This is a genomic window from Ectothiorhodospira lacustris, assembly GCF_022227785.1.
GTDB lineage: Bacteria > Pseudomonadota > Gammaproteobacteria > Ectothiorhodospirales > Ectothiorhodospiraceae > Ectothiorhodospira > Ectothiorhodospira lacustris.
The window spans coordinates 1-18,957 of sequence record NZ_JAJNQM010000009.1 but is presented as its reverse complement, the minus strand read 5'-3'; the positions used below and the strand labels follow the sequence as shown (position 1 = coordinate 18,957).

General features: G+C 64.4%; 23 protein-coding genes. 19 read left to right on the top strand and 4 right to left on the bottom strand.

Going from position 1 to position 18,957, the window contains the following annotated elements:
• The first annotated feature begins 23 nt into the window (after nt 1–23).
• From trmJ to der, 18 genes are all read left to right on the top strand, one after another.
• Nucleotides 24–773: a tRNA (cytosine(32)/uridine(32)-2'-O)-methyltransferase TrmJ gene (gene trmJ, locus LQ952_RS03145; protein ID WP_238621205.1), complete on the top strand. Its 750-nt coding sequence runs from the start codon at nt 24–26 to the stop codon at nt 771–773.
• A gap of 71 nt (nt 774–844) precedes the next feature.
• The gene (gene cysE / locus LQ952_RS03140; protein ID WP_238621204.1) at nt 845–1,648 is read left to right on the top strand and encodes a serine O-acetyltransferase; all 804 of its coding nucleotides are present in this window, start codon (nt 845–847) and stop codon (nt 1,646–1,648) included.
• Between the two features lie 55 nt (nt 1,649–1,703).
• The gene (gene iscR, locus LQ952_RS03135) at nt 1,704–2,207 is read left to right on the top strand and encodes a Fe-S cluster assembly transcriptional regulator IscR (RefSeq protein WP_238621203.1); all 504 of its coding nucleotides are present in this window, start codon (nt 1,704–1,706) and stop codon (nt 2,205–2,207) included.
• 20 nt (nt 2,208–2,227) lie between these two features.
• Nucleotides 2,228–3,451: an IscS subfamily cysteine desulfurase gene (locus LQ952_RS03130; RefSeq protein WP_238621202.1), complete on the top strand. Its 1,224-nt coding sequence runs from the start codon at nt 2,228–2,230 to the stop codon at nt 3,449–3,451.
• Nucleotides 3,452–3,523: 72 nt separating this feature from the next.
• Entirely contained in the window at nt 3,524–3,928 is a 405-nt protein-coding gene (gene iscU / locus LQ952_RS03125; RefSeq protein ID WP_238621201.1) for a Fe-S cluster assembly scaffold IscU, read from the top strand.
• A gap of 18 nt (nt 3,929–3,946) precedes the next feature.
• Nucleotides 3,947–4,270, top strand: a complete 324-nt coding sequence (gene iscA / locus LQ952_RS03120; protein WP_238621200.1) for an iron-sulfur cluster assembly protein IscA — start codon at nt 3,947–3,949, stop codon at nt 4,268–4,270.
• A complete protein-coding gene (gene hscB / locus LQ952_RS03115) occupies nt 4,263–4,832 on the top strand; it encodes a Fe-S protein assembly co-chaperone HscB (RefSeq protein ID WP_238621199.1) in 570 nt (189 codons plus the stop codon). Before iscA ends, hscB begins: the two co-directional genes overlap by 8 nt.
• A 44-nt stretch (nt 4,833–4,876) precedes the next feature.
• Nucleotides 4,877–6,748: a Fe-S protein assembly chaperone HscA gene (gene hscA / locus LQ952_RS03110; RefSeq protein WP_238621198.1), complete on the top strand. Its 1,872-nt coding sequence runs from the start codon at nt 4,877–4,879 to the stop codon at nt 6,746–6,748.
• 24 nt (nt 6,749–6,772) lie between these two features.
• The gene (gene fdx, locus LQ952_RS03105) at nt 6,773–7,111 is read left to right on the top strand and encodes an ISC system 2Fe-2S type ferredoxin (RefSeq protein ID WP_238621197.1); all 339 of its coding nucleotides are present in this window, start codon (nt 6,773–6,775) and stop codon (nt 7,109–7,111) included.
• Between the two features lie 15 nt (nt 7,112–7,126).
• On the top strand, nt 7,127–7,324 hold the full coding sequence (gene iscX, locus LQ952_RS03100; RefSeq protein ID WP_238621241.1) for a Fe-S cluster assembly protein IscX: 198 nt from the start codon (nt 7,127–7,129) through the stop codon (nt 7,322–7,324).
• 171 nt (nt 7,325–7,495) lie between these two features.
• Nucleotides 7,496–7,927, top strand: coding sequence for a nucleoside-diphosphate kinase (gene ndk, locus LQ952_RS03095; protein ID WP_238621196.1), 432 nt, complete (start codon nt 7,496–7,498; stop codon nt 7,925–7,927).
• Nucleotides 7,928–8,021: 94 nt separating this feature from the next.
• Nucleotides 8,022–9,143: a dual-specificity RNA methyltransferase RlmN gene (gene rlmN, locus LQ952_RS03090; protein ID WP_238621195.1), complete on the top strand. Its 1,122-nt coding sequence runs from the start codon at nt 8,022–8,024 to the stop codon at nt 9,141–9,143.
• Nucleotides 9,140–9,907 (top strand): type IV pilus biogenesis/stability protein PilW, encoded by a 768-nt coding sequence (gene pilW / locus LQ952_RS03085; RefSeq protein ID WP_238621194.1) that lies wholly within the window; start codon nt 9,140–9,142, stop codon nt 9,905–9,907. The genes rlmN and pilW overlap by 4 nt, the downstream gene beginning before the upstream one ends.
• Before the next feature lie 28 nt (nt 9,908–9,935).
• On the top strand, nt 9,936–10,871 hold the full coding sequence (locus LQ952_RS15845) for a helix-turn-helix domain-containing protein (RefSeq protein ID WP_238629893.1): 936 nt from the start codon (nt 9,936–9,938) through the stop codon (nt 10,869–10,871).
• 46 nt (nt 10,872–10,917) lie between these two features.
• Nucleotides 10,918–12,213 (top strand): histidine--tRNA ligase, encoded by a 1,296-nt coding sequence (gene hisS, locus LQ952_RS03065; RefSeq protein ID WP_347402042.1) that lies wholly within the window; start codon nt 10,918–10,920, stop codon nt 12,211–12,213.
• Nucleotides 12,214–12,242: 29 nt separating this feature from the next.
• On the top strand, nt 12,243–12,878 hold the full coding sequence (locus LQ952_RS03060; protein ID WP_238621193.1) for a YfgM family protein: 636 nt from the start codon (nt 12,243–12,245) through the stop codon (nt 12,876–12,878).
• On the top strand, nt 12,878–14,029 hold the full coding sequence (bamB, locus tag LQ952_RS03055) for an outer membrane protein assembly factor BamB (RefSeq protein WP_430733415.1): 1,152 nt from the start codon (nt 12,878–12,880) through the stop codon (nt 14,027–14,029). Before LQ952_RS03060 ends, bamB begins: the two co-directional genes overlap by 1 nt.
• 192 nt (nt 14,030–14,221) lie before the next feature.
• Entirely contained in the window at nt 14,222–15,622 is a 1,401-nt protein-coding gene (gene der, locus LQ952_RS03050; RefSeq protein ID WP_238621191.1) for a ribosome biogenesis GTPase Der, read from the top strand.
• Between the two features lie 12 nt (nt 15,623–15,634).
• Here der and LQ952_RS03045 read toward each other — a convergent pair whose 3' ends face one another.
• The 3 genes from LQ952_RS03045 to LQ952_RS03035 all read right to left on the bottom strand — a co-directional run bounded on the left by LQ952_RS03045 (nt 15,635) and on the right by LQ952_RS03035 (nt 17,759).
• Nucleotides 15,635–15,790, bottom strand: a complete 156-nt coding sequence (locus LQ952_RS03045) for a hypothetical protein (protein ID WP_238621190.1) — start codon at nt 15,788–15,790, stop codon at nt 15,635–15,637.
• A 29-nt stretch (nt 15,791–15,819) separates the two neighbouring features.
• The gene (gene ygfZ, locus LQ952_RS03040; RefSeq protein WP_238621189.1) at nt 15,820–16,878 is read right to left on the bottom strand and encodes a CAF17-like 4Fe-4S cluster assembly/insertion protein YgfZ; all 1,059 of its coding nucleotides are present in this window, start codon (nt 16,876–16,878) and stop codon (nt 15,820–15,822) included.
• Between the two features lie 185 nt (nt 16,879–17,063).
• Nucleotides 17,064–17,759: a Z-ring associated ZapG family protein gene (locus LQ952_RS03035; protein WP_238621188.1), complete on the bottom strand. Its 696-nt coding sequence runs from the start codon at nt 17,757–17,759 to the stop codon at nt 17,064–17,066.
• Between the two features lie 374 nt (nt 17,760–18,133).
• Between LQ952_RS03035 and LQ952_RS03030 the strand changes: the two genes are divergently transcribed.
• Nucleotides 18,134–18,595 carry a protein YgfX gene (locus tag LQ952_RS03030; RefSeq protein WP_347402043.1) on the top strand — a complete coding sequence of 154 codons (462 nt, stop codon included), beginning with the start codon at nt 18,134–18,136 and terminating at the stop codon, nt 18,593–18,595.
• On the opposite strand, the gene LQ952_RS03025 is transcribed toward LQ952_RS03030, so the two are convergent.
• The gene (locus tag LQ952_RS03025) at nt 18,596–18,847 is read right to left on the bottom strand and encodes an FAD assembly factor SdhE (RefSeq protein ID WP_238621186.1); all 252 of its coding nucleotides are present in this window, start codon (nt 18,845–18,847) and stop codon (nt 18,596–18,598) included. It lies immediately after the preceding gene.
• Nucleotides 18,848–18,957: the final 110 nt, after the last annotated feature.

Here is an 18,957-nt window from a genome sequence, read left to right as displayed (position 1 = left end):
AGCCATAGATGATAACTGAACCCATGGAATTACTGAATCCGGTCCGGATCGTGCTCGTCAATACCTCCCACCCGGGCAATGTGGGCGGGGTGGCCCGGGCCATGAAGAATATGGGCCTGTCGGACCTTCGGCTGGTGACCCCCCAGGATTATCCCAGCGCCGAGGCCACGGCCCGGGCCTCCGGGGCCGATGATCTGTTGGCCCGTGCCCGGGTGGTGGATGACCTGGACGAAGCGCTGGCGGGCTGTCGTCTGGTGCTGGGTACCAGTGCCCGCCAGCGCACCCTGCGCTGGCCCGAACTGGACCCCAGACAGGCGGCGGCCAGGCTGCTCGAAGTCGTCCCGACGGGGCCGGTGGCCGTGCTGTTCGGGCGAGAGCGGACCGGGCTGACCAATGAAGAGCTGGATCGCTGCCAGGCCCTGATCCATATCCCGGCCAACCCGGAATACAGCTCCCTGAATCTGGCGGCCGCCGTGCAGGTGCTCAGTTACGAGCTGCGCATGGCCGCCCTGGCCCATGCCCCCGCATCGGCACCGGCACCCACCGGCGGGGAGTTGCCCGCCAGTCATGAAGAGCTGGAGCGGCTTTATGCCCATCTGGAGGAGACGCTGCTGCTGCTGGAGTTTCTGGATCCGGACAACCCGCGGCACCTGATGCGTCGCCTGCGCCGTCTGTTTGCCAAGGCCGACCCCACCATCAACGAGGTGAACATCCTGCGGGGCATCCTCACCCAGGCGGCAAAAGGCCCACCGGAACACTCTGGCAAGCCCTGACGATCGGGGTACAATGACTCCAAAAAGACCCATGCCGGCGCCAATTCACGGGTCGGCCATCAGGACCCTCCATGTTCCAACGCCTGCGCGACGATATTCGCTGTGTCTTCGACCGGGACCCGGCTGCCCGGCATACTTTCGAAGTAATCACCACGTATCCGGGGCTGCATGCCCTGCTGCTGCACCGCCTGAGCCATGCACTCTGGCGTTTACGCCTGTGCTGGCTGGCACGTTATCTGGCCTTTTTGGGGCGCTGGCTGACCGGGATCGAGATCCATCCGGGTGCCACCATCGGTCAGCGCTTCTTCATCGACCACGGCATGGGGGTGGTGATCGGCGAAACCGCCGAGATCGGTGACGACTGCACGCTTTACCATGGTGTGACCCTGGGCGGGACCTCATGGGGGAAGGGCAAGCGTCATCCCACCCTGGAGGACAACGTGGTGGTGGGGGCGGGGGCCAAGATCCTCGGCCCCATCCGCATCGGTGAGGGCGCCCGGGTCGGTTCCAACGCCGTGGTGCTGCGGGACGTACCTGCCGGTGCCACGGTGGTCGGGATTCCCGGGCGCGTCATCACCCCCAGGAGCGATGAGGACCGGCGGCGGGAGGATATGGCCCTGAAGATGGGGTTCGATGCCTACGGCACCACCCAGGATATGCCGGACCCGGTGGCCACGGCCATTACCCGCATCCTGGACCACCTGCATACCCTGGATCAGCGCATGGACGAAAACTGCCACGCCCTCAAGGCCATGGGGGCGCAGGTGGATGACTCCCACATCAAGGAAATCCAGGCGGACGAACTGGGGGATCTGGCCGGGTCGTCCGCGCAGGGGCAGGACGGAGCCGAGTCACGACGGGGCGTTAATACTTGACCAAAAAGATAAGGTATTGTTAGCATACCCGGACGGATCATACGGGAGAGAGGCAATGAGACTGACAACGAAGGGGCGCTATGCCGTGACGGCGATGCTGGATCTGGCGATCCACAATGACCAGGGGCCGATCTCCCTGGCGGATATCTCGGGCAGACAGGGTATCTCACTATCCTACCTGGAACAACTCTTTGCGCGCCTGAGAAAGCGTGGTCTCGTGGTCAGCACCCGCGGTCCCGGCGGTGGTTACACCCTGAGCAGACCGGCGGATGAGCTTGCCATTGCCGACGTCATTTCGGCGGTGGATGAAAAAGTGGATACCACCCGCTGCGGCGGCACCGTGGATTGCCAGGACAGCCATCGCTGTCTCACCCATGATCTGTGGTCCGACCTGAGCGCCCAGATCCACAATTTCCTGGCCAACATCACCCTGGCCGACGTCATGCGTCGTAACGGCGTTCAGGAAGTGGCCGCCCGCCAGGACAGCATCATGTCACGCCAGCCTGCCGGCGCCCGCAGTGGTGCCGGTGCCGGGCTTGCATCCCAGTCCGTGGAATGAACAGGCCCAGGAGTGAAGCCGTGAGCGAGAACAATCGACCCATCTACCTGGATTATGCCGCCACCACCCCGGTGGATGAGCGGGTAGCAGAAAAGATGGCCCGCCATCTCACCATCGACGGCCTGTTCGGCAACCCCGCCTCCCGTTCCCATCCGTTCGGCTGGGAGGCGGAAAAGGCGGTGGAGGAGGCCCGTGAACAGGTGGCTGCCCTGGTGGGCGCCGATCCCCGGGAGATCGTCTGGACCAGCGGCGCCACCGAGGCGGACAACCTGGCCATCAAGGGGGCGGCCCATTTCTACCAGAAGAAGGGGCGCCACATCGTCACCATGAAGACGGAGCACAAGGCCGTCCTGGACACCTGTCGCCAGTTGGAGCGGGAAGGGTATGAAGTGACCTACCTGGATCCGGAACCCAATGGCCTGCTCGACCTGACCAAGCTTGAGGCCGCCCTGCGTGACGACACCGTGCTGGTGTCCATCATGCACGTGAACAACGAGATCGGCGTGATCCAGGACATCGAGGCCATTGGCACTCTGACCCGTGCCCGCGGCATCCTCTATCACGTGGATGCGGCCCAGTCCACCGGCAAGGTGGACATCGATCTGGCCATGCTCCCCGTCGACCTGATGAGCTTCTCCGCCCACAAGAGCTACGGCCCCAAGGGCGTGGGGGCTCTTTATGTGCGGCGCAAGCCCCGGGTGCGGATTGAAGCCCAGATGCACGGCGGCGGGCATGAGCGGGGCATGCGCTCCGGTACCCTCGCGCCCCACCAGATCATCGGCATGGGCGAAGCCTTCCGCATCGCCCGTGAGGAGATGGCTCAGGAAAACCAGCGTCTGCGCCAGTTGCGCGACCGTCTCTGGGCCGGTCTGTCGGACATGGACGAGGTCTATCTCAATGGCGATGCCGAGCGCCGGGTGGCGGGCAGCCTCAATGTCTCCTTCAATTTCGTGGAGGGCGAGAGCCTGATCATGGCGCTCAAGGACATCGCCGTGTCTTCCGGCTCCGCCTGCACCAGTGCCAGCCTGGAACCCTCCTATGTGTTGCGCGCCCTGGGTCGTGACGACGAACTGGCCCACAGCTCCATCCGTTTTTCCGTGGGCCGCTATACGACTACGGACGATATCGATCGCACCATCACCCTGGTCCGCGGGGCGGTACAGAAGCTGCGCGACCTCTCGCCGCTCTGGGAGATGCACCAGGAAGGGGTGGACCTGAAATCGGTGGCATGGGTCGCCCATTGACCTGCGCACGTCCTGCCCCGTGAGGCAGGACATGAAGACATTACTATTCAGAGTTTGGAGAGGTAACCGGAAATGGCCTACAGCGACAAAGTCATCGACCACTATGAAAACCCCCGCAACGTGGGTTCCCTGGACAAGGCGGATCCTCATGTGGGTACCGGCATGGTGGGTGCCCCGGCCTGCGGGGATGTGATGAAGCTGCAGATCCGCGTCAACGATGTCGGTGTCATCGAAGAGGCCATGTTCAAGACCTATGGCTGCGGCTCCGCCATTGCCAGTTCCAGCTTGTTGACCGAATGGGTCAAGGGCAAGACCCTGGAAGAGGCCGCGGCCATCAAGAACACCCAGATTGCCGAGGAACTGGCTCTGCCGCCGGTGAAGATCCACTGCTCGGTGCTGGCCGAAGATGCCATCAAGGCCGCCATTGCCGACTATCGCAAGAAATCCGGCGGTACGGTCGATACCGAAACCGCCTGAGAAGGAGAGTCAAGAGACATGGCCATCATTCTGACCGACACCGCCGCCGACCGGGTGCGCAGCTTTCTGGAAAAGCGAGGCAAGGGCATTGGTCTGCGCCTGGGGGTGAAGACCACCGGCTGTTCCGGCATGGCTTACATCATGGAGTTCGTGGATGAACTGGAGCAGGGTGATACCGTCTTTGAAGACAAGGGCGTCAAGGTGGTGATCAATCCCCGCAGCCTGGTCTATTTGGACGGGATGGAGCTGGACTACACCCGAGAAGGGCTCAACGAGGGTTTCCGCTTCAAGAACCCCAATGAGAACTCCCGCTGCGGCTGTGGCGAGAGCTTCAATGTCTGAGCAGGAGGCGCCCATCGGTCCGGCGCTGGATTTCGGGCGTGACTACTTTGCCTTGCTGGGCCAGCCCCGGGAGTTTCGCATCGACCTGGAGGCCCTGTCCCGAGCCTACCGGGCCTTGCAGGCCGATCTGCACCCGGACCGCTTCGCCCAGGCCTCGGAACAGCAGCGTCGTCTGGCAGTGCAGGGGTCGTCCCACGTGAACGAGGCGTATGCCACCCTCAGGGACGACACCCGTCGGGCCCGGTATCTGCTCAGTCTGCGGGGGGTGGAGGTGGATGATGACCGGGCCACCGCCTCGGATACCGCCTTCCTCATGGATCAGATGGAACTCCGGGAGACCCTGGAAGCGGTGCCGGAAGCCGCGGACCCCTTTGCCGCCCTGGATCGGGTGACCGCAGACATCGAGGCTCGCCACCATGCCCTGATTGAGGCCTTTGAGGCCGCCTGGGCCGCCGGTGACCTGGCGCAGGCCCGGGAACAGGTCCTCAAGTTGCGGTTTTTCAATCGTCTGCGTGATGAGCTGGAGCGTATCCGCGAGCGACTGGAAGACGACTTGCCCTGAACAGGGGTATCCCCAAGAACCCATCAAGACGGACTCAACTCGCCATGGCGCTATTGCAGATCTCCGAACCCGGCCTGTCGCCGGACCCCCATCAGCGACGTCTCGCAGTGGGGATCGACCTGGGGACCACCAACTCCCTGGTGGCGACCGTGCGCAACGGGGTGGCTGAAACCCTGCCGGACGAGGCCGGTCTCCACCTGCTGCCATCGGTGGTGCATTACGGTGCCGAGGCTCGGGTGCTGGTGGGGCATGAGGCCCGGCGCCTCGCCGCCCTGGATCCCCTGAATACCCTGTCCTCGGTCAAGCGTCTGATGGGCCGGGGCGTGGGAGATCTCAAGACCCTGGCCGGCCACGTTCCCTACGACTTCGCGCCGGGGGAGGGCGGCGTACCCCGCATCCGTACCCAGGCGGGGGAAGTGACCCCGGTGGAGGTCTCCGCCGAGATCCTCACGGCCCTGCGCCGCCGGGCGGAAGCGACCCTGGACGGGGATCTGGACGGGGCCGTGATCACCGTGCCCGCCTATTTCGACGACGCCCAGCGCCAGGCCACCAAGGATGCCGCGCGCCTGGCCGGGCTGAATGTCTATCGCCTGCTGAACGAGCCCACGGCCGCCGCCATCGCCTACGGTCTGGATCAGGGCCATCAAGGCCTGATCGCGGTCTTTGACTTGGGTGGGGGTACCTTCGATATCTCCATCCTGCGTCTGCACAAGGGGATCTTCGAGGTCCTGGCCACCGGCGGTGACAGTGCCCTGGGCGGTGACGATTTCGACCGCGCCATCGCCGCCTGGATGATGCAGGAGGCGGGCATCGAAGGAGATGCGGGGCATCGTCGCATGCGCCAGCTCATCCTCGATGCCTGCGCCGTCAAGGAGGCGCTCACGGATCGTGACGAGGCGCAGCTGCGCGTGGCCCGATCCGATTCCGAATACTGGACCGGCTGCATGACCTGCCACCAGATGAACTGTCTCATCGACCCCCTGATCAGCAAGGCCCTGTCCGCCTGCCGGCGCGCCCTGCGCGATGCCGGGGTCAGCCGCGACGAGATCACCGACGTGGTCATGGTGGGTGGCTCCACCCGCGTGCCCCGGGTGCGGGAGCGGGTCGGGGAGTTCTTCGGGCGCGAACCCCGGGTGGACATCGATCCGGATAAGGTGGTGGCCGTGGGGGCCGCCCTGCAGGCGGACATCCTGGCCGGCAACAAGCCCGGCGACGAGATGCTGCTGCTGGACGTGATCCCTCTGTCCCTGGGCATTGAGACCATGGGTGGCCTGGTGGAGCATCTGGTCCCCCGCAATACCACCATCCCGGTGGCCCGTGCCCAGGAGTTCACCACCTTCAAGGACGGCCAGACCGCCATGGTTCTCCACGTGGTCCAGGGGGAGCGGGATCTGGTGGACCACAACCGCTCCCTGGCCCGTTTCACCCTCTCCGGGATTCCGCCCATGGTGGCGGGTGCCGCCCGGGTGCGAGTCACCTATCAGGTGGATGCCGACGGCCTGCTCAATGTGACGGCCCGGGAAATGGTCAGCGGGGTTCAGGCCGGCATCGAGGTGAAGCCCTCCTACGGCCTTACCGACGGCGAAATCGAGTCCATGCTCACCGATTCCCGCAGTCATGCCGCCGAGGACATGCAGGCACGTCGCCTGCGGGAACAGCAGGTGGAGGCGGATCGGGTCCTGGAGGCACTGGAGTCGGCCCTGGCCGCAGATGGCCATCTGCTGAATCAGGGCGAACTGGAAGGTATCCGCGAGGCTGGCCGCCGGTTGTTGGAGGCTCGTCAGGGGGGCGATCACGAGGCCATCCGCCGGGCCATTGCCGAGATGGAGAGGGCCGGCGAGGCCTTCGTGGCCAGGCGCATGAACGAGAGTGTCCGCAAGGCCATGTCCGGCCATCGCGTCGAGGAATTCGAATAAACCCAGCTGGGAGTGAACGACCACATGCCGCAAATCATCTTTCTACCCCACGAGGAGATCTGCCCCGAGGGGTCTGCCATCGAGGTGGAGTCCGGGACCACTATCTGCGACGCCGCCCTGGCCAACGGCATCGAGATCGAGCATGCCTGCGAAAAGTCCTGTGCCTGCACCACCTGCCATGTCTATGTGCGGGAGGGGCTGGACAGTCTCAATGAGGCCACTGAGGACGAGGAAGACCTGCTGGACCGGGCCTGGGGCCTGGAGCCGGACTCACGACTCTCCTGCCAGGCCCGGGTGGGGGACCAGGATCTGGTGGTGGAGATCCCTCGTTACACCATCAATCAGGTATCCGAACATCACTAGGAGTCTGCCATGCGCTTGAAATGGACCGACAGTCTGGAGATCGCTCTGTCCCTGCAGGAGGCCCATCCGGACGTGAATCCGGCGCAGGTGAATTTCGTCGACCTGCGCCACTGGATCATGGCTCTGCCGGAGTTCGACGACGATCCGGATCGCTGCGGGGAGCGTATCCTGGAGGCCGTGCAACTGGCCTGGATGGAGGAGTACGACGGCTGATTGAACGCGGGCTTTCCAGGACCGCCTTCGGTGTCGGGTCATTGTCTGCCACCCGCCCCGCAAGGTAACATTCCCCCTCTGCGTCGCGATGCAACCTTCTTCCCCTGACGCAGGCCACGACGACCTGCGTCGCAATCTTGCACTTCATATCCCATATCGGAGTTTCATTCCATGGCTGTTGAACGCACCATTTCCATCATCAAGCCCGATGCTGTCGCCAAAAACGTGATCGGTGAGATCTACAGCCGCTTCGAGAAGGGCGGCCTGCGCATCGTTGCCGCACGCATGATGCAGCTCAGCCGTGAGCAGGCGGAAGGCTTCTATGCGGTGCACAAGGCGCGTCCCTTCTTCAACGACCTGGTGAGCTTCATGATCAGCGGTCCGGTGATGGTGCAGGTCCTGGAAGGCGAGGACGCCGTTGCCAAAAACCGGGAACTGATGGGTGCCACCAATCCCAAGGACGCCGCCCCCGGCACCATTCGCGCCGATTTCGCCGACAGCATTGACGAGAACGCCGTGCATGGTTCCGATGGCGCCGACACCGCCGCCCAGGAAATCGCCTTCTTCTTCAAGCCCGAAGAACTCTGCCCGCGCATCCGCTGACAGACGGCTTCATGCCGAACCGGGGGCGGGTCCGCCCGCCCCCGGCAGGGGCTTGCCCCACATGCTTTTCCGGCCACCGCCGGTGGATAGATCCATGAGTGAAAGTACCAAGACCAATCTGATGGGCATGACGCGAGAGGAACTGGCCGGGTTCTTCGTCGCTCACGGCGAAAAGCCCTTCCGTGCCGTTCAGGTGCTCAAGTGGATCCACCAGCGCGGCATCACCGATTTTGCGGCCATGACGGACCTGACCAAGGGGCTGCGGATCTGGCTGTCCGAACATGCCGAGGTCAGTGCCCCCGAGATCGTCATGACCCAGGCCGCTCGCGACGGCACCCACAAGTGGCTGTTGCGCCTGGATGACGGCAACTGCATCGAGACCGTCTTCATCCCCGAGGAAGGCCGCGGTACCCTGTGCGTGTCCTCTCAGGTGGGCTGCGCCCTGGACTGCACCTTCTGTTCCACCGCCCGTCAGGGTTTCAACCGTAATCTGACCGCCGCCGAGATCATCGGCCAGCTTCATGCCGCCCGTCGCCATTTGCAGCCGGAAGAGGGCCAGAGCCGGGTGGTGAGCAATGTGGTGCTCATGGGTATGGGTGAACCCCTGCTCAACTTCGAACCTGTGGTGGCGGCCATGTCCCTGATGCTGGAGGACAACGCCTACGGGCTGAGCAAGCGCCGTGTCACTATCAGCACCGCAGGGGTGGTGCCGGCCCTGGATCGTTTGCGCGAGACCGGCCTGCAGGTGGCCCTGGCCTTGAGTCTGCATGCCCCCAACGATCCCCTGCGTGACCAGCTGGTGCCCCTGAATCGCAAGTATCCCATCGCCGAGGTGCTGGCGGCCTGTCGCCGCTATGTGGGCAAGGGTGGCCATCACAGTCGGGTCACGGTGGAGTACGTCCTGCTCGACGGAGTCAACGATAGTCAGGCCCAGGCCCGTGAACTGGCCGTCCTGTTGCAGGATGTGCCCTGCAAGATCAATCTGATCCCCTTCAACCCCTTCCCGGAGAGCCGTTACCGGCGCTCCACCGGGGCCGCCATCGACAAGTTCCGGGACATCCTGGTGCAGGCCGGTTACACCACCATCACGCGCCGTCCCCGGGGTGACGACATCGATGCCGCCTGCGGTCAGCTGGTGGGGCGGGTGGAAGACCGGAGCCGCCGTGAGCTGCGTTTTGCCAGGCTGGAAAACTCGCCGGGAGCCGCGCCGCCATGAGGCCGACCCTGGTCCTGCCCGGCCTGATACTTTGTCTGGCCCTGATCCTGACCGGCTGCGCCGTCACGCCTCAGGTTCAGGAACGCGAACAGCGTGCCGCCCAGGTGAATGTGGAACTGGGGCTGCACTACATGCGCAACAATCAACTGGAACAGGCCAAGGGCAATCTGGAGCGTGCCCTCTCCCAGGACCCGAGTTCCGCCCAGGTCCATGCCGCCTATGCCTTGCTGCAGGAACGGCTGCGTGATCCCCGGCTGGCGGATCGCCACTTCCAGCGGGCCATGGAACTGGACTCGAGCAACGCCCCGGTGCAGAACAACTACGGGACCTTCCTGTGCCGCCAGGATCGCCTTGATGAGGCCGACCGAGCGTTTCGCGCCGCGGCGGACAATCCCCTCTATTCCAGTCCGGAGGTGGCCTGGACCAACGCGGGTATCTGCGTCTTGAAGAAGCCGGATGAAGACCAGGCGGAGCGGTATTTTCGTCGGGCCCTGGAAACCAACCCGCGCCACATCCCTGCCTTGTATGAGATGATGCGTATCACCTTCGAGAACGAGCGTTATCTCCAGACCCGCGCCTATCTGCAGCGCCTGACGGAACAGATGCCCCATACCCCGGAGACCCTCTGGATCTGCTATCGGGCTGAATTGGAATTGGGCAACCGGGATGCCTCCGGGGTCTGCGCCCTGCGCTTGAAGAACGATTTCCCGGACTCAGAACAGACCACACGATTGCTGGAAACCGAATCCCGTGGCAGAAGATAGAATGCAACAAGACGACTGGGACACACCCATGGCTGCAGCGCCTTCGCCGGGCGCGTTGCTGCAGGCCGCCCGCGAGCAGGCCCGCATGACGCAAGAGGATCTGGCGGCGCGTCTGCATCTGCCTCTGCGAACCCTGGAGGCACTGGAAGAGGACCGTTTCGAACAGCTGCCCGAGCCTCCCTATGTGCGGGGTTATCTGCGCAGTTGTGCCAAGGTCCTGGAGGTGGATGCCGAGCCCATGATCAGTGCCCTGGAACAGGCCACCGGCGCGCTGCGGGAACGGCTCGATATCGCGCCTTCGGCCGCATCGACCGGCGGCAAGGTTACGGGGCGCCCAGCACCCGTTGACAAGGCCGTATCCACTGCAGGCTCGGGTCCCTGGATGATCATCATGGGAGTGATCCTGCTGGCGGCACTGATCATCGGCCTGTTCCTGTTCACCAGTGGTCTGTTCCACGATCGGACGGAACCGGTGGCCGGTGGTGAAGAAGCCGCACAGGCACGCCCCGAGCCTTCAGTTGCCACCCTTTCCGCCCGGGTCGTGCCGGCCCCTGAGGCCCCGGAGGCCGCCCCGGAGTCTCAGCCCATCGAGCCCGTCATTCCCGCCCCGGCAATCCCGGAGCAGCCCCTGTCGCTGCCGGCTACCGAGACGCCGCCCGCACCGCCGACCGAGGCCATTCCGGCGCCCGCCGCCACCGAGTCGCCACCGCCGGCCGGGCGGGGTCGGCTGGTGCTGCGGTTTGAAGAAGACTCCTGGGTGGAGATCACCGATGCCGGGGGCGGGCGCCTCCTGGTGGGGTTGATGCGTAAGGGCTCCGAACGTCGCATTGAGGGCGCCACGCCCATCCGCGTCTTCATGGGTAATGCCCCCGGGGTGCGTCTGACCTTCAATGGTCAGACCGTGGACATGTCCGGCGATACCCGGGCCGATAATACCGCCCGTTTCACCGTGGGGCGGCGCTGACAGCCGCCGCCCGCCGTTCCGACCGTTTGACACAGATCCGAGATTGATGAGCAGGCAGATTAGATCCATCCGGGGGATGCATGACATCCTGCCCGAGCACACAGGCGCCTGGCAGTGGCTGGAATCCAGCATCCGGGATATCTTGAGCGGTTACGGCTATCGTGAGATCCGTCTCCCCATTGTGGAAAGCACGGACCTGTTCGCCCGTTCCATCGGTGAGGTGACGGACATCGTCTCCAAAGAGATGTACACCTTCGAGGATCGTAACGGTGACAGCCTGACCCTGCGTCCGGAGGGGACGGCGGGCTGTGTCCGCGCCGGGGTTGAGCATGGCCTGCTGCACAACCAGCAGCAGCGTCTCTGGTACATGGGGCCGATGTTCCGTCACGAGCGCCCCCAGAAGGGGCGCTATCGTCAGTTTCACCAGATCGGGGTCGAGGCCTTCGGCATGGAAGGCCCGGACATTGATGCCGAGCTGATTCTCATGACCGCACGCATGTGGCAGCGTCTGGGACTTCGGCAGGTGCGTCTGGAGCTGAACAGCCTGGGTTCCGCCGAGGCCCGCGCCGCCTATCGCGAGCATCTGGTGGCATATTTCCAGGCCCATCACGAGCAGTTGGACGATGAGTCCCGCCAGCGGCTGCACAGCAACCCGCTGCGCATTTTGGACAGCAAGAATCCGGATTTGCGAACACTGATCCAGGCCGCTCCCAGTTTGTTGGATCATCTGGACGAGACCTCGAAACTGCATTTCGAGGCCCTGCAGGCCATTCTCACCCGGGCCGGGGTCGAATTCACCATCAATCCCCGCCTGGTTCGTGGTCTGGATTACTATGGCCGCACCGTGTTCGAGTGGATTACCGATGCTCTGGGTGCCCAAGGTACGATCTGTGCCGGGGGCCGCTATGACGGCCTGGTGGAGCAATTGGGTGGTCGGGCCACGCCGGCGGCCGGTTTTGCCATGGGAGTGGAACGCCTGCTCAGCCTGCTGGAAGACGACGGGGGCCTGCCCGAGACCGTGTCGCCCCAGGCCTATCTGGTGTTGGCTGGTGAGGGTACGATGACGGCGGGCATGGCCTTGGCGGAGACGTTGCGTTCAGCTATCCCGCAGCTCCGGCTGATGGTCAATTGCGGTGGTGGCGGCTTCAAGGCCCAGATCAAGCGTGCCGATCGCAGCGGTGCGACCGTGGCCCTGATCCTGGGTGAATCGGAGCTGGCTGCCGGACAGGTCGCCGTCAAGCCGCTGCGTGACCCGGAACGTCCCCAGGAAACGGTGTCCATGGCTGACTTGGGTGAACGTCTCCCTGAGCTGCTGGGGCTATCGGCTCCCATCGATTTCTGAATCCGAATCACACTTAAGGAGAACGATCCATGTCCTACGCGACCGACGAGGAACGCGTCGAGGCCATCAAGCGCTGGTGGAAGGAGAACGGTACCGCCGTGATCCTGGGACTGGTGGTGGGTCTTGGCGGTATCGTGGGCTGGCGCCTGTGGACGGGGCATGTGGATTCCCGTGCCGTGGAGGCCTCGGAGATCTATATGGCCATGGTGTCCGCTGCCCGTCAGGGCGGTGAGATCGCCCACAACCACGGCACGACCCTGATGGAAGGTTATCGCAAGACCCCCTATGCCGCCTTGGCGGCCCTGGAGCTGGCCCGGCTGGCCGTGGAGCGGGATGATCTGGTCCAGGCCGAGGGACGTCTGCGCTGGGCCATGGAACATGCCCGCACCCCGGAAACGGCCCAAGTGGCCAGGACCCGTCTGGCCCGCGTGCTGATTGCCGACGACCGGGCCCAGGATGCCCTGAAACTGCTGGAGGATCCGGTGCCCGAGGGCTTCATGGCGGTGGTGGAAGAGTTGCGGGGGGATGCCTACCATGCCCTGAATGATCAGGCCCGTGCCCGTGCCGCCTATGACCGTGCCATGCTGATCTCCGGCGGACTCTCCGACTATCTGCAGATGAAGCGCGACGCACTCAACGTGCCCGCCCAAGTGGGTGATTCATGATGCAGCGACTGCTGGCCTTGTTACTGGTCACCGCCCTGCTTGGCGGCTGTGGTCTGTGGAGCCGGGACACGGCGGAACCGCCTGCGCCGCTGCCCCGGATCGAGGCGGAAGTGTCGCCGAACGTGTTGTGGAGCCGCAATACCGGCTCGGGCGCGGGCAAGTCCTATCTCCAGCTCTCTCCCTATCTGGGGCGGGATCACATCATCGTCGCCGATGCCGATGGACGGGTTTCCGCCTGGAATCCGGAGGATGGGACCAACCTGTGGCGGACGAACCTGCGGGTGCCGGTGACCGGCGGTGTCAATGGCGGCACCGAGGCGGTGGTGCTGGGCACCGGCCGTGGAGAGGCCATCGCCCTGAGCCCGACGGATGGTCAGGTACTATGGCGTCGGATGCTCTCCAGTGAGGTCATGGCCGTGTCTTCGGTGGAGCAGGGCCTGGTGGTTGTGCGCACCAATGACGGCCGTCTCCATGCCCTCGATGTCCTCACCGGCGAGCCGCGCTGGCTGGCGGGGCGCAGCACACCCGCCCTGAGTCTGCGGGGCGCGGGTACCCCTTTGATGATCTCCGGGCGGGTCCTGTCCGGGTTTGACAATGGTCGCCTGGCGGTCTTTGGTCTGGCCCGAGGCAACGTGATCTGGGAAACGGCGCTGGCCGTTCCCAGCGGCCGTTCCGAACTGGAGCGCATGGCCGATGTGGATGGTGAGCTGGCCCTGGCCGGTGGCGTCGTCTACGGCGCGGCCTATCAGGGCCGGGTGGCTGCCTTCGGCGTGGCCGATGGCCGTACCCTCTGGCAACGGGACCTGTCCTCCTATCGCGGCGTGACGGTGGCGGGCGATTTGTTGCTGCTGACCGATGCCTTTGGCCATGTCTGGGCGCTGGACCGTCGCAACGGCGCTACTCTCTGGCAGCAGGACTTGCTGCGGCTGCGGGGGGTGACCCTGCCGGTGGCAGTGGACGATCACGTGGTGGTGGGGGACTACGAGGGCTATCTGCACTGGCTTGCCCCCGAGGACGGCACCCTGGTGGGCCGTGTCCGTACCGACCGTAACGGGATCATGGGGGTGCCTCTGGTGCGAGCCGGGGTCGTCTATGCCCTGGGGCGAGGCGGGAATCTGAGCGCCGTCACCCTGCGTTCCCGGGAAGACTAGACACCCTTTCGTCGCCAGGGTCGGCCCCAGCAACCTCGTTATTTGCGGGGGCGGCCCGCGACCGCAAATGGCCGCCTTTTTCGGATCAACCCAGGGGCAATCGCCCCTGATTCGGGGTAGAATGCACCATCCCGCCGGTACCGGCATCCCTCCCGCATCACCACGCAGTCTTCAGATTATCGGAATGCCCCAATGAAGCCCGTCATTGCCCTGGTAGGGCGCCCCAATGTGGGCAAGTCCACGCTGTTCAATCAGCTCACCCGTTCCCGCGATGCCCTGGTGGCGGACCTGCCCGGACTCACCCGTGACCGTCAGTACGGTACCGGCCGCGTCGGTGGCTACGGTTACATGGTGGTGGACACGGGGGGGCTGAGCGGCGAGAACGAGACTCTGGATGAACTGATGGCCCAGCAGACCCGCCAGGCCATCCGTGAGGCGGATCTGGTGATGTTCATGGTGGACGGTCGTGCCGGTCTGTGCCCTGCCGACGAGACCATCGCCCAGGAACTGAGGGGTTTCAACAAGCCGATCGTCCTGGTGGTGAACAAGACCGACGGGGTGGACCCGCAGGCGGTCACCGTCGAGTTCCACCGCCTGGGCCTGGGCGACCCCCGTTCCATTGCCGCTTCCCATGGTCGTGGTATCCAGGCTCTGATGGCCTCGGTCCGATCCCTGCTGCCCGAAGCCATGGATGACGAGGACGAGGGTGAGCGCTGGCCGGGCATCCGCATTGCCTTTGTGGGGCGCCCCAACGCGGGTAAGTCTACCCTGATCAACCGGATCCTGGGCGAGGAACGGATGGTGGCCACGGATATACCCGGCACCACCCGTGACAGTGTCTTCGTCCCCTTTGAACGGGATGGTCAGGTGTATACCCTGATCGATACCGCCGGTGTGCGTCGCCGCGCCAGGGTGAAGGAGGCGGTGGAGAAGTTCAGCGTGGTGAAGACCATCCAGGCCATCGATGCCGCCCACGTGGTGATCTTCCTGCTGGATGCCCGGGAAGGCATCGCCGAGCAGGATGCCCACTTGCTGGGCATGGTGATGGAGGCGGGACGGGCGCTGGTGGTGGCCATCAACAAGTGGGATGGCCTGACCCCGGATCAGCGCGAACGGGTGCGGACCGATCTGCTGCTCAAGCTACCGTTCCTGGATTTTGCCGAGCGACGGTTCATTTCCGCCCTCCACGGTACCGGGGTCGGAGACCTGTTCGGGGCCGTGCAGCGGGCCCATGAGTCCGCCTTCCGGGACATGGGCACCAGCGTTCTGACCCGGCTGCTGGAAAGCGCCGTGGTGGCGCACCAGCCTCCCTTGGTGCGGGGACGGCGCATCAAACTGCGCTATGCCCACCAGGGGGGCCGCAATCCTCCGCTGATCATCATTCACGGCAATCAGACCGAAGAACTGCCGGGGGCCTACAAGCGTTATCTCACCAACCACTTCCGTGAGCATCTGCAATTGGTGGGCACCCCCATCCGCCTGGAATTCAAGAGCGGTGCGAACCCCTACGAGGGCAAGCGCAACACGCTGACGCCCCGTCAGATCCACAAGCGCAAGCGCCTGATGCGGCACACCAAGAAAAAGGGGCGCTGAGGGCCGGGCCGGTCAGACGAATCTCAGATAGCCGGCCACGAACAGCACCCCCATGATCCCGGCCGTGATGTACAGGGTGTTGGAGAGCTTCTTGTAGTGGGGGCGGCTATAGAAGGCCGCCCATAGCATCAGCAGGATCAGGACGAACAGGAAGAACAGAAAACGCACGGTATGGCTCCCGAAAAGCGATCAGTCCATCAGGAGGCTGCCGCCGGGTCAAGGACATAGGGCAGGACCTCCATCCGGGCCGGGGCACCATCCGGCCCCTCCAGGCGAGGTTCTCCGGCTTCCGCGCTGGCGACCTGCATCACCGCCAGGGCGGACACGCCCCCATCGGGATGGTGTTGGGCATCAACGATGATGCCGGCGGGCTGATCGGATGGCTGTGTTGCGTCAAAGAGGGTGTCTCCCGGCCGCGGCAGCGTCTCCACGGGGAGATGAATCAGATACATGCGGCGTTTGAGCTTGCCCAGATACTGCATCCGTGCCACCACTTCCTGCCCGGGATAGCAGCCCTTCTTGAAACTGACCCCGCCCAGCAGCTGCAGGTTGGTCATCTGCGGCACGAAGGCTTCGGCGGCGGCCGGATAGAGGGTGGGCACCCCCGCCAGGATATCCATCAGGGCCCACTGCGCGGCGCCTACCGGGGCGCAATGGACATTGAGGGCCTGCCACAGCCGTTGCATGGATTCCAGGTCGCCGTACAGCTCGAAGCGGGGATGATGGCCGGGGGTGCGGATGACGGTGATGCCCTCATGCCGGATGCCGGCATCCACCTCGGCAGGTATGTCTTTGCCCAGGGCATCCTTGAGCAGCGTCTCGGCATGGGGGCCGGACAGCCCTATGGGAATGAAAGCGCCGCCGGCGTCTTCCAGGGTGAGCTTGGCGCGCAGTACATACATGGACAGGCGCTTGAGTACCGCTTCCACCTGTTCCCTGGGCAGGCGCAGGTAAAGGGCATCAGCGCGGCTGAAAAGACGGAAGGTGCAGACCATGCGCCCCTTGGCGGTACACCAGGCGCCCAGGCGGCTGCGCTCGGCATTGACCTCGCCTACATCACAGGTGAACTGGCCCTGCAGGAAGGCGGCGGCTTCTTCGCCGTGGGCGCTGATCAGCCCCTGGTGAGACAGGTCGCAGATGACATCGCCGGTCACGGCCACGCTGCGTTCGCGCTCCGGGTTGCCGAAATGGGATACCCGGTCGTTGTCCATCTCCGCACCTGCATCGAGCAGGAACGCTTTCCACTCGGGCTTCATGGTTTTTCTAGCCTCCGGCACTTGTCTCGACATCCGATCGTCATCTTAGAACAAAGTTCGCTGCAGGGGGAGGAAGCCGGCCGGGTCGGCCCATAAACACACATCCCGGCGCGTGGCCGGGATGTGTGTGCGGGGATTGCTGTTCCCTGCAGGGCAAACTCAGTTGCCCCTGACGCACGACGTCATTACTTCTTGGCGGCTTCCAGGTCCTTGGCAGCCAGACGGATGCGGTCGGGCTGGTCGGGGGCCTTGACGGAAGTGGCACCAGGGATGGTCTTGGCGGCCTGAGCAGTCTGGGCAGCCTTGGGCTTCGTGTCGCGCTTCAGTGCCGTGGCGCCGCGGGGATCAGGACGGTTCTGCTGAGGCGCGGCAGCAGCGGCAGGCTTCTGCGGGGCTGCAGGCTTTTGCGGAGCCGGAGCGGCTTTGGGAGCCGGGGCAGGCGCAGCGGCCTTGGGTGCAGCGGCGGCCTTGGGGGCTTCAGGCTTGGCAGCAGCAGGCTTGGCAGCAGGTGCAGCGGCCTGAGCCGGCTTGGCCGCGGCCGGGATGGCACGTCTCTGCTCTTCCTTGGACAGCTCCAGCAGCGCGGAGGCGCGGCGGGGCAGGAAGCGGTTCGAGGGGCCGTCACCCAGACGGTCATAGCTGTCTACCAGGTGCTCATAGAGTTCGCGGTAGGAGTGGGCCATGCCCGTGAACAGAGTGGCGGTCTTTTCGAAGTGACGGTTGACCTGCGCACGGTAGTTGTTGATCTTGCGCTGCTGGTTATCCAGTTCCTTTTCCAGGTCCCGGACCCGACCGGCATCCCCCTGCTGCCGACCAAACCAGAAGCCCAGCAAGCCCGCCCCCACAAAACCGAGGACCGTGAGCATGCTGTCCCCAACCATCAAGAACTCCCGCATATTCGCGGCTATTTCTGTCGATGACATACCTATCTCCTGCAAGTTTGCCGCCGTTGGCCCCCGCGACCATACGGGTCTCCGTGGCGGCGGTTAGCCCGCGGCGTCTTGGCGACCACCGCATGTTGGTTACTCCAGTGAGTCGAAAATCCTGTTGATGCTATCCGGCCCGAACATTATGCACAATAACTGCAAGGTATGCTGCTATGGGTTCGGGATTAAGTGTTTGTTTTCCCATCTTAATAGTCGGTTATAGCCTTTGCATTCGGCCACTGTCCCGACTGATTGTCTTTGATGCTGAATGATGAGTTTGGATGCCTAAGGATGACAGGGATTTTTTACAAGGAGCGTTGACCGTGGTCATGGTGACGAGCAGTCGTGGGCATTTTGTGCCCTTGAAGTCTTCCGGGCGGGTCCTGGGCGGCCTGTTTCTGGTCCATGCGGCCGCCGTGGCATCCGTCTGGGGCAGTGGCCTACCGCTATGGATGCAGGTGCCGGCCGCCTTGGGCGGTCTGTGCAGTTTTGCGTTGATGGTGTGTCGGGTGGGGGTGGGGTCTTTTCCCGGACAGTGGCAGGCCCTGGGTTGGGGGGCTGATGGGGGGTGGTGGCTGGCATCCCGGGACGGCGGACGGCTGATGGTGCAGGTCCTGCCCGGCTCGGTGGTGTTGCCGGGGCTGATCCTGCTGTCGCTACGGGACGAAACGGGGCGCCGTCACCGTCTGCTGTTGGCCGGGGATTCGGTGGCGGGAGGGGATTTGCGGCCGTTGCGTCTGTGCTTGCGTCGGGCGGTCAGGGACAGGCGGACGGCGGAGCCTGGGCCGTGATCAGAAAGCTGCGAGGAAGTGGCGCCTGACCCGATCGATCATCGCCGCCAGCTCGGTCTTTTCCACCGACTCACCATAGAGGAGCCAGCGCTGGAGGTCATCATCTTCCTGTTTGAGGACCTGCTCGAAGGTCTGCAGTTCTCCGGCATCCAGGTCTTCCCCGTAGGCGAGCAGGAACCCCTCCAGCATGAGATCCAGTTCCTTGGTGCCGCGTCGGCAGTGCCAGCGCAGTCGGGCGATATCACTCATCATTCAGGACTCAAGGACAGACAGGGAAGACGCCCGTGGGCGCCGACCTGCCGGTGACCATCGGTGCAGCAAGCCCCGATCCATGCATCATGGTGGTGGTCGGGGCTGCTGCT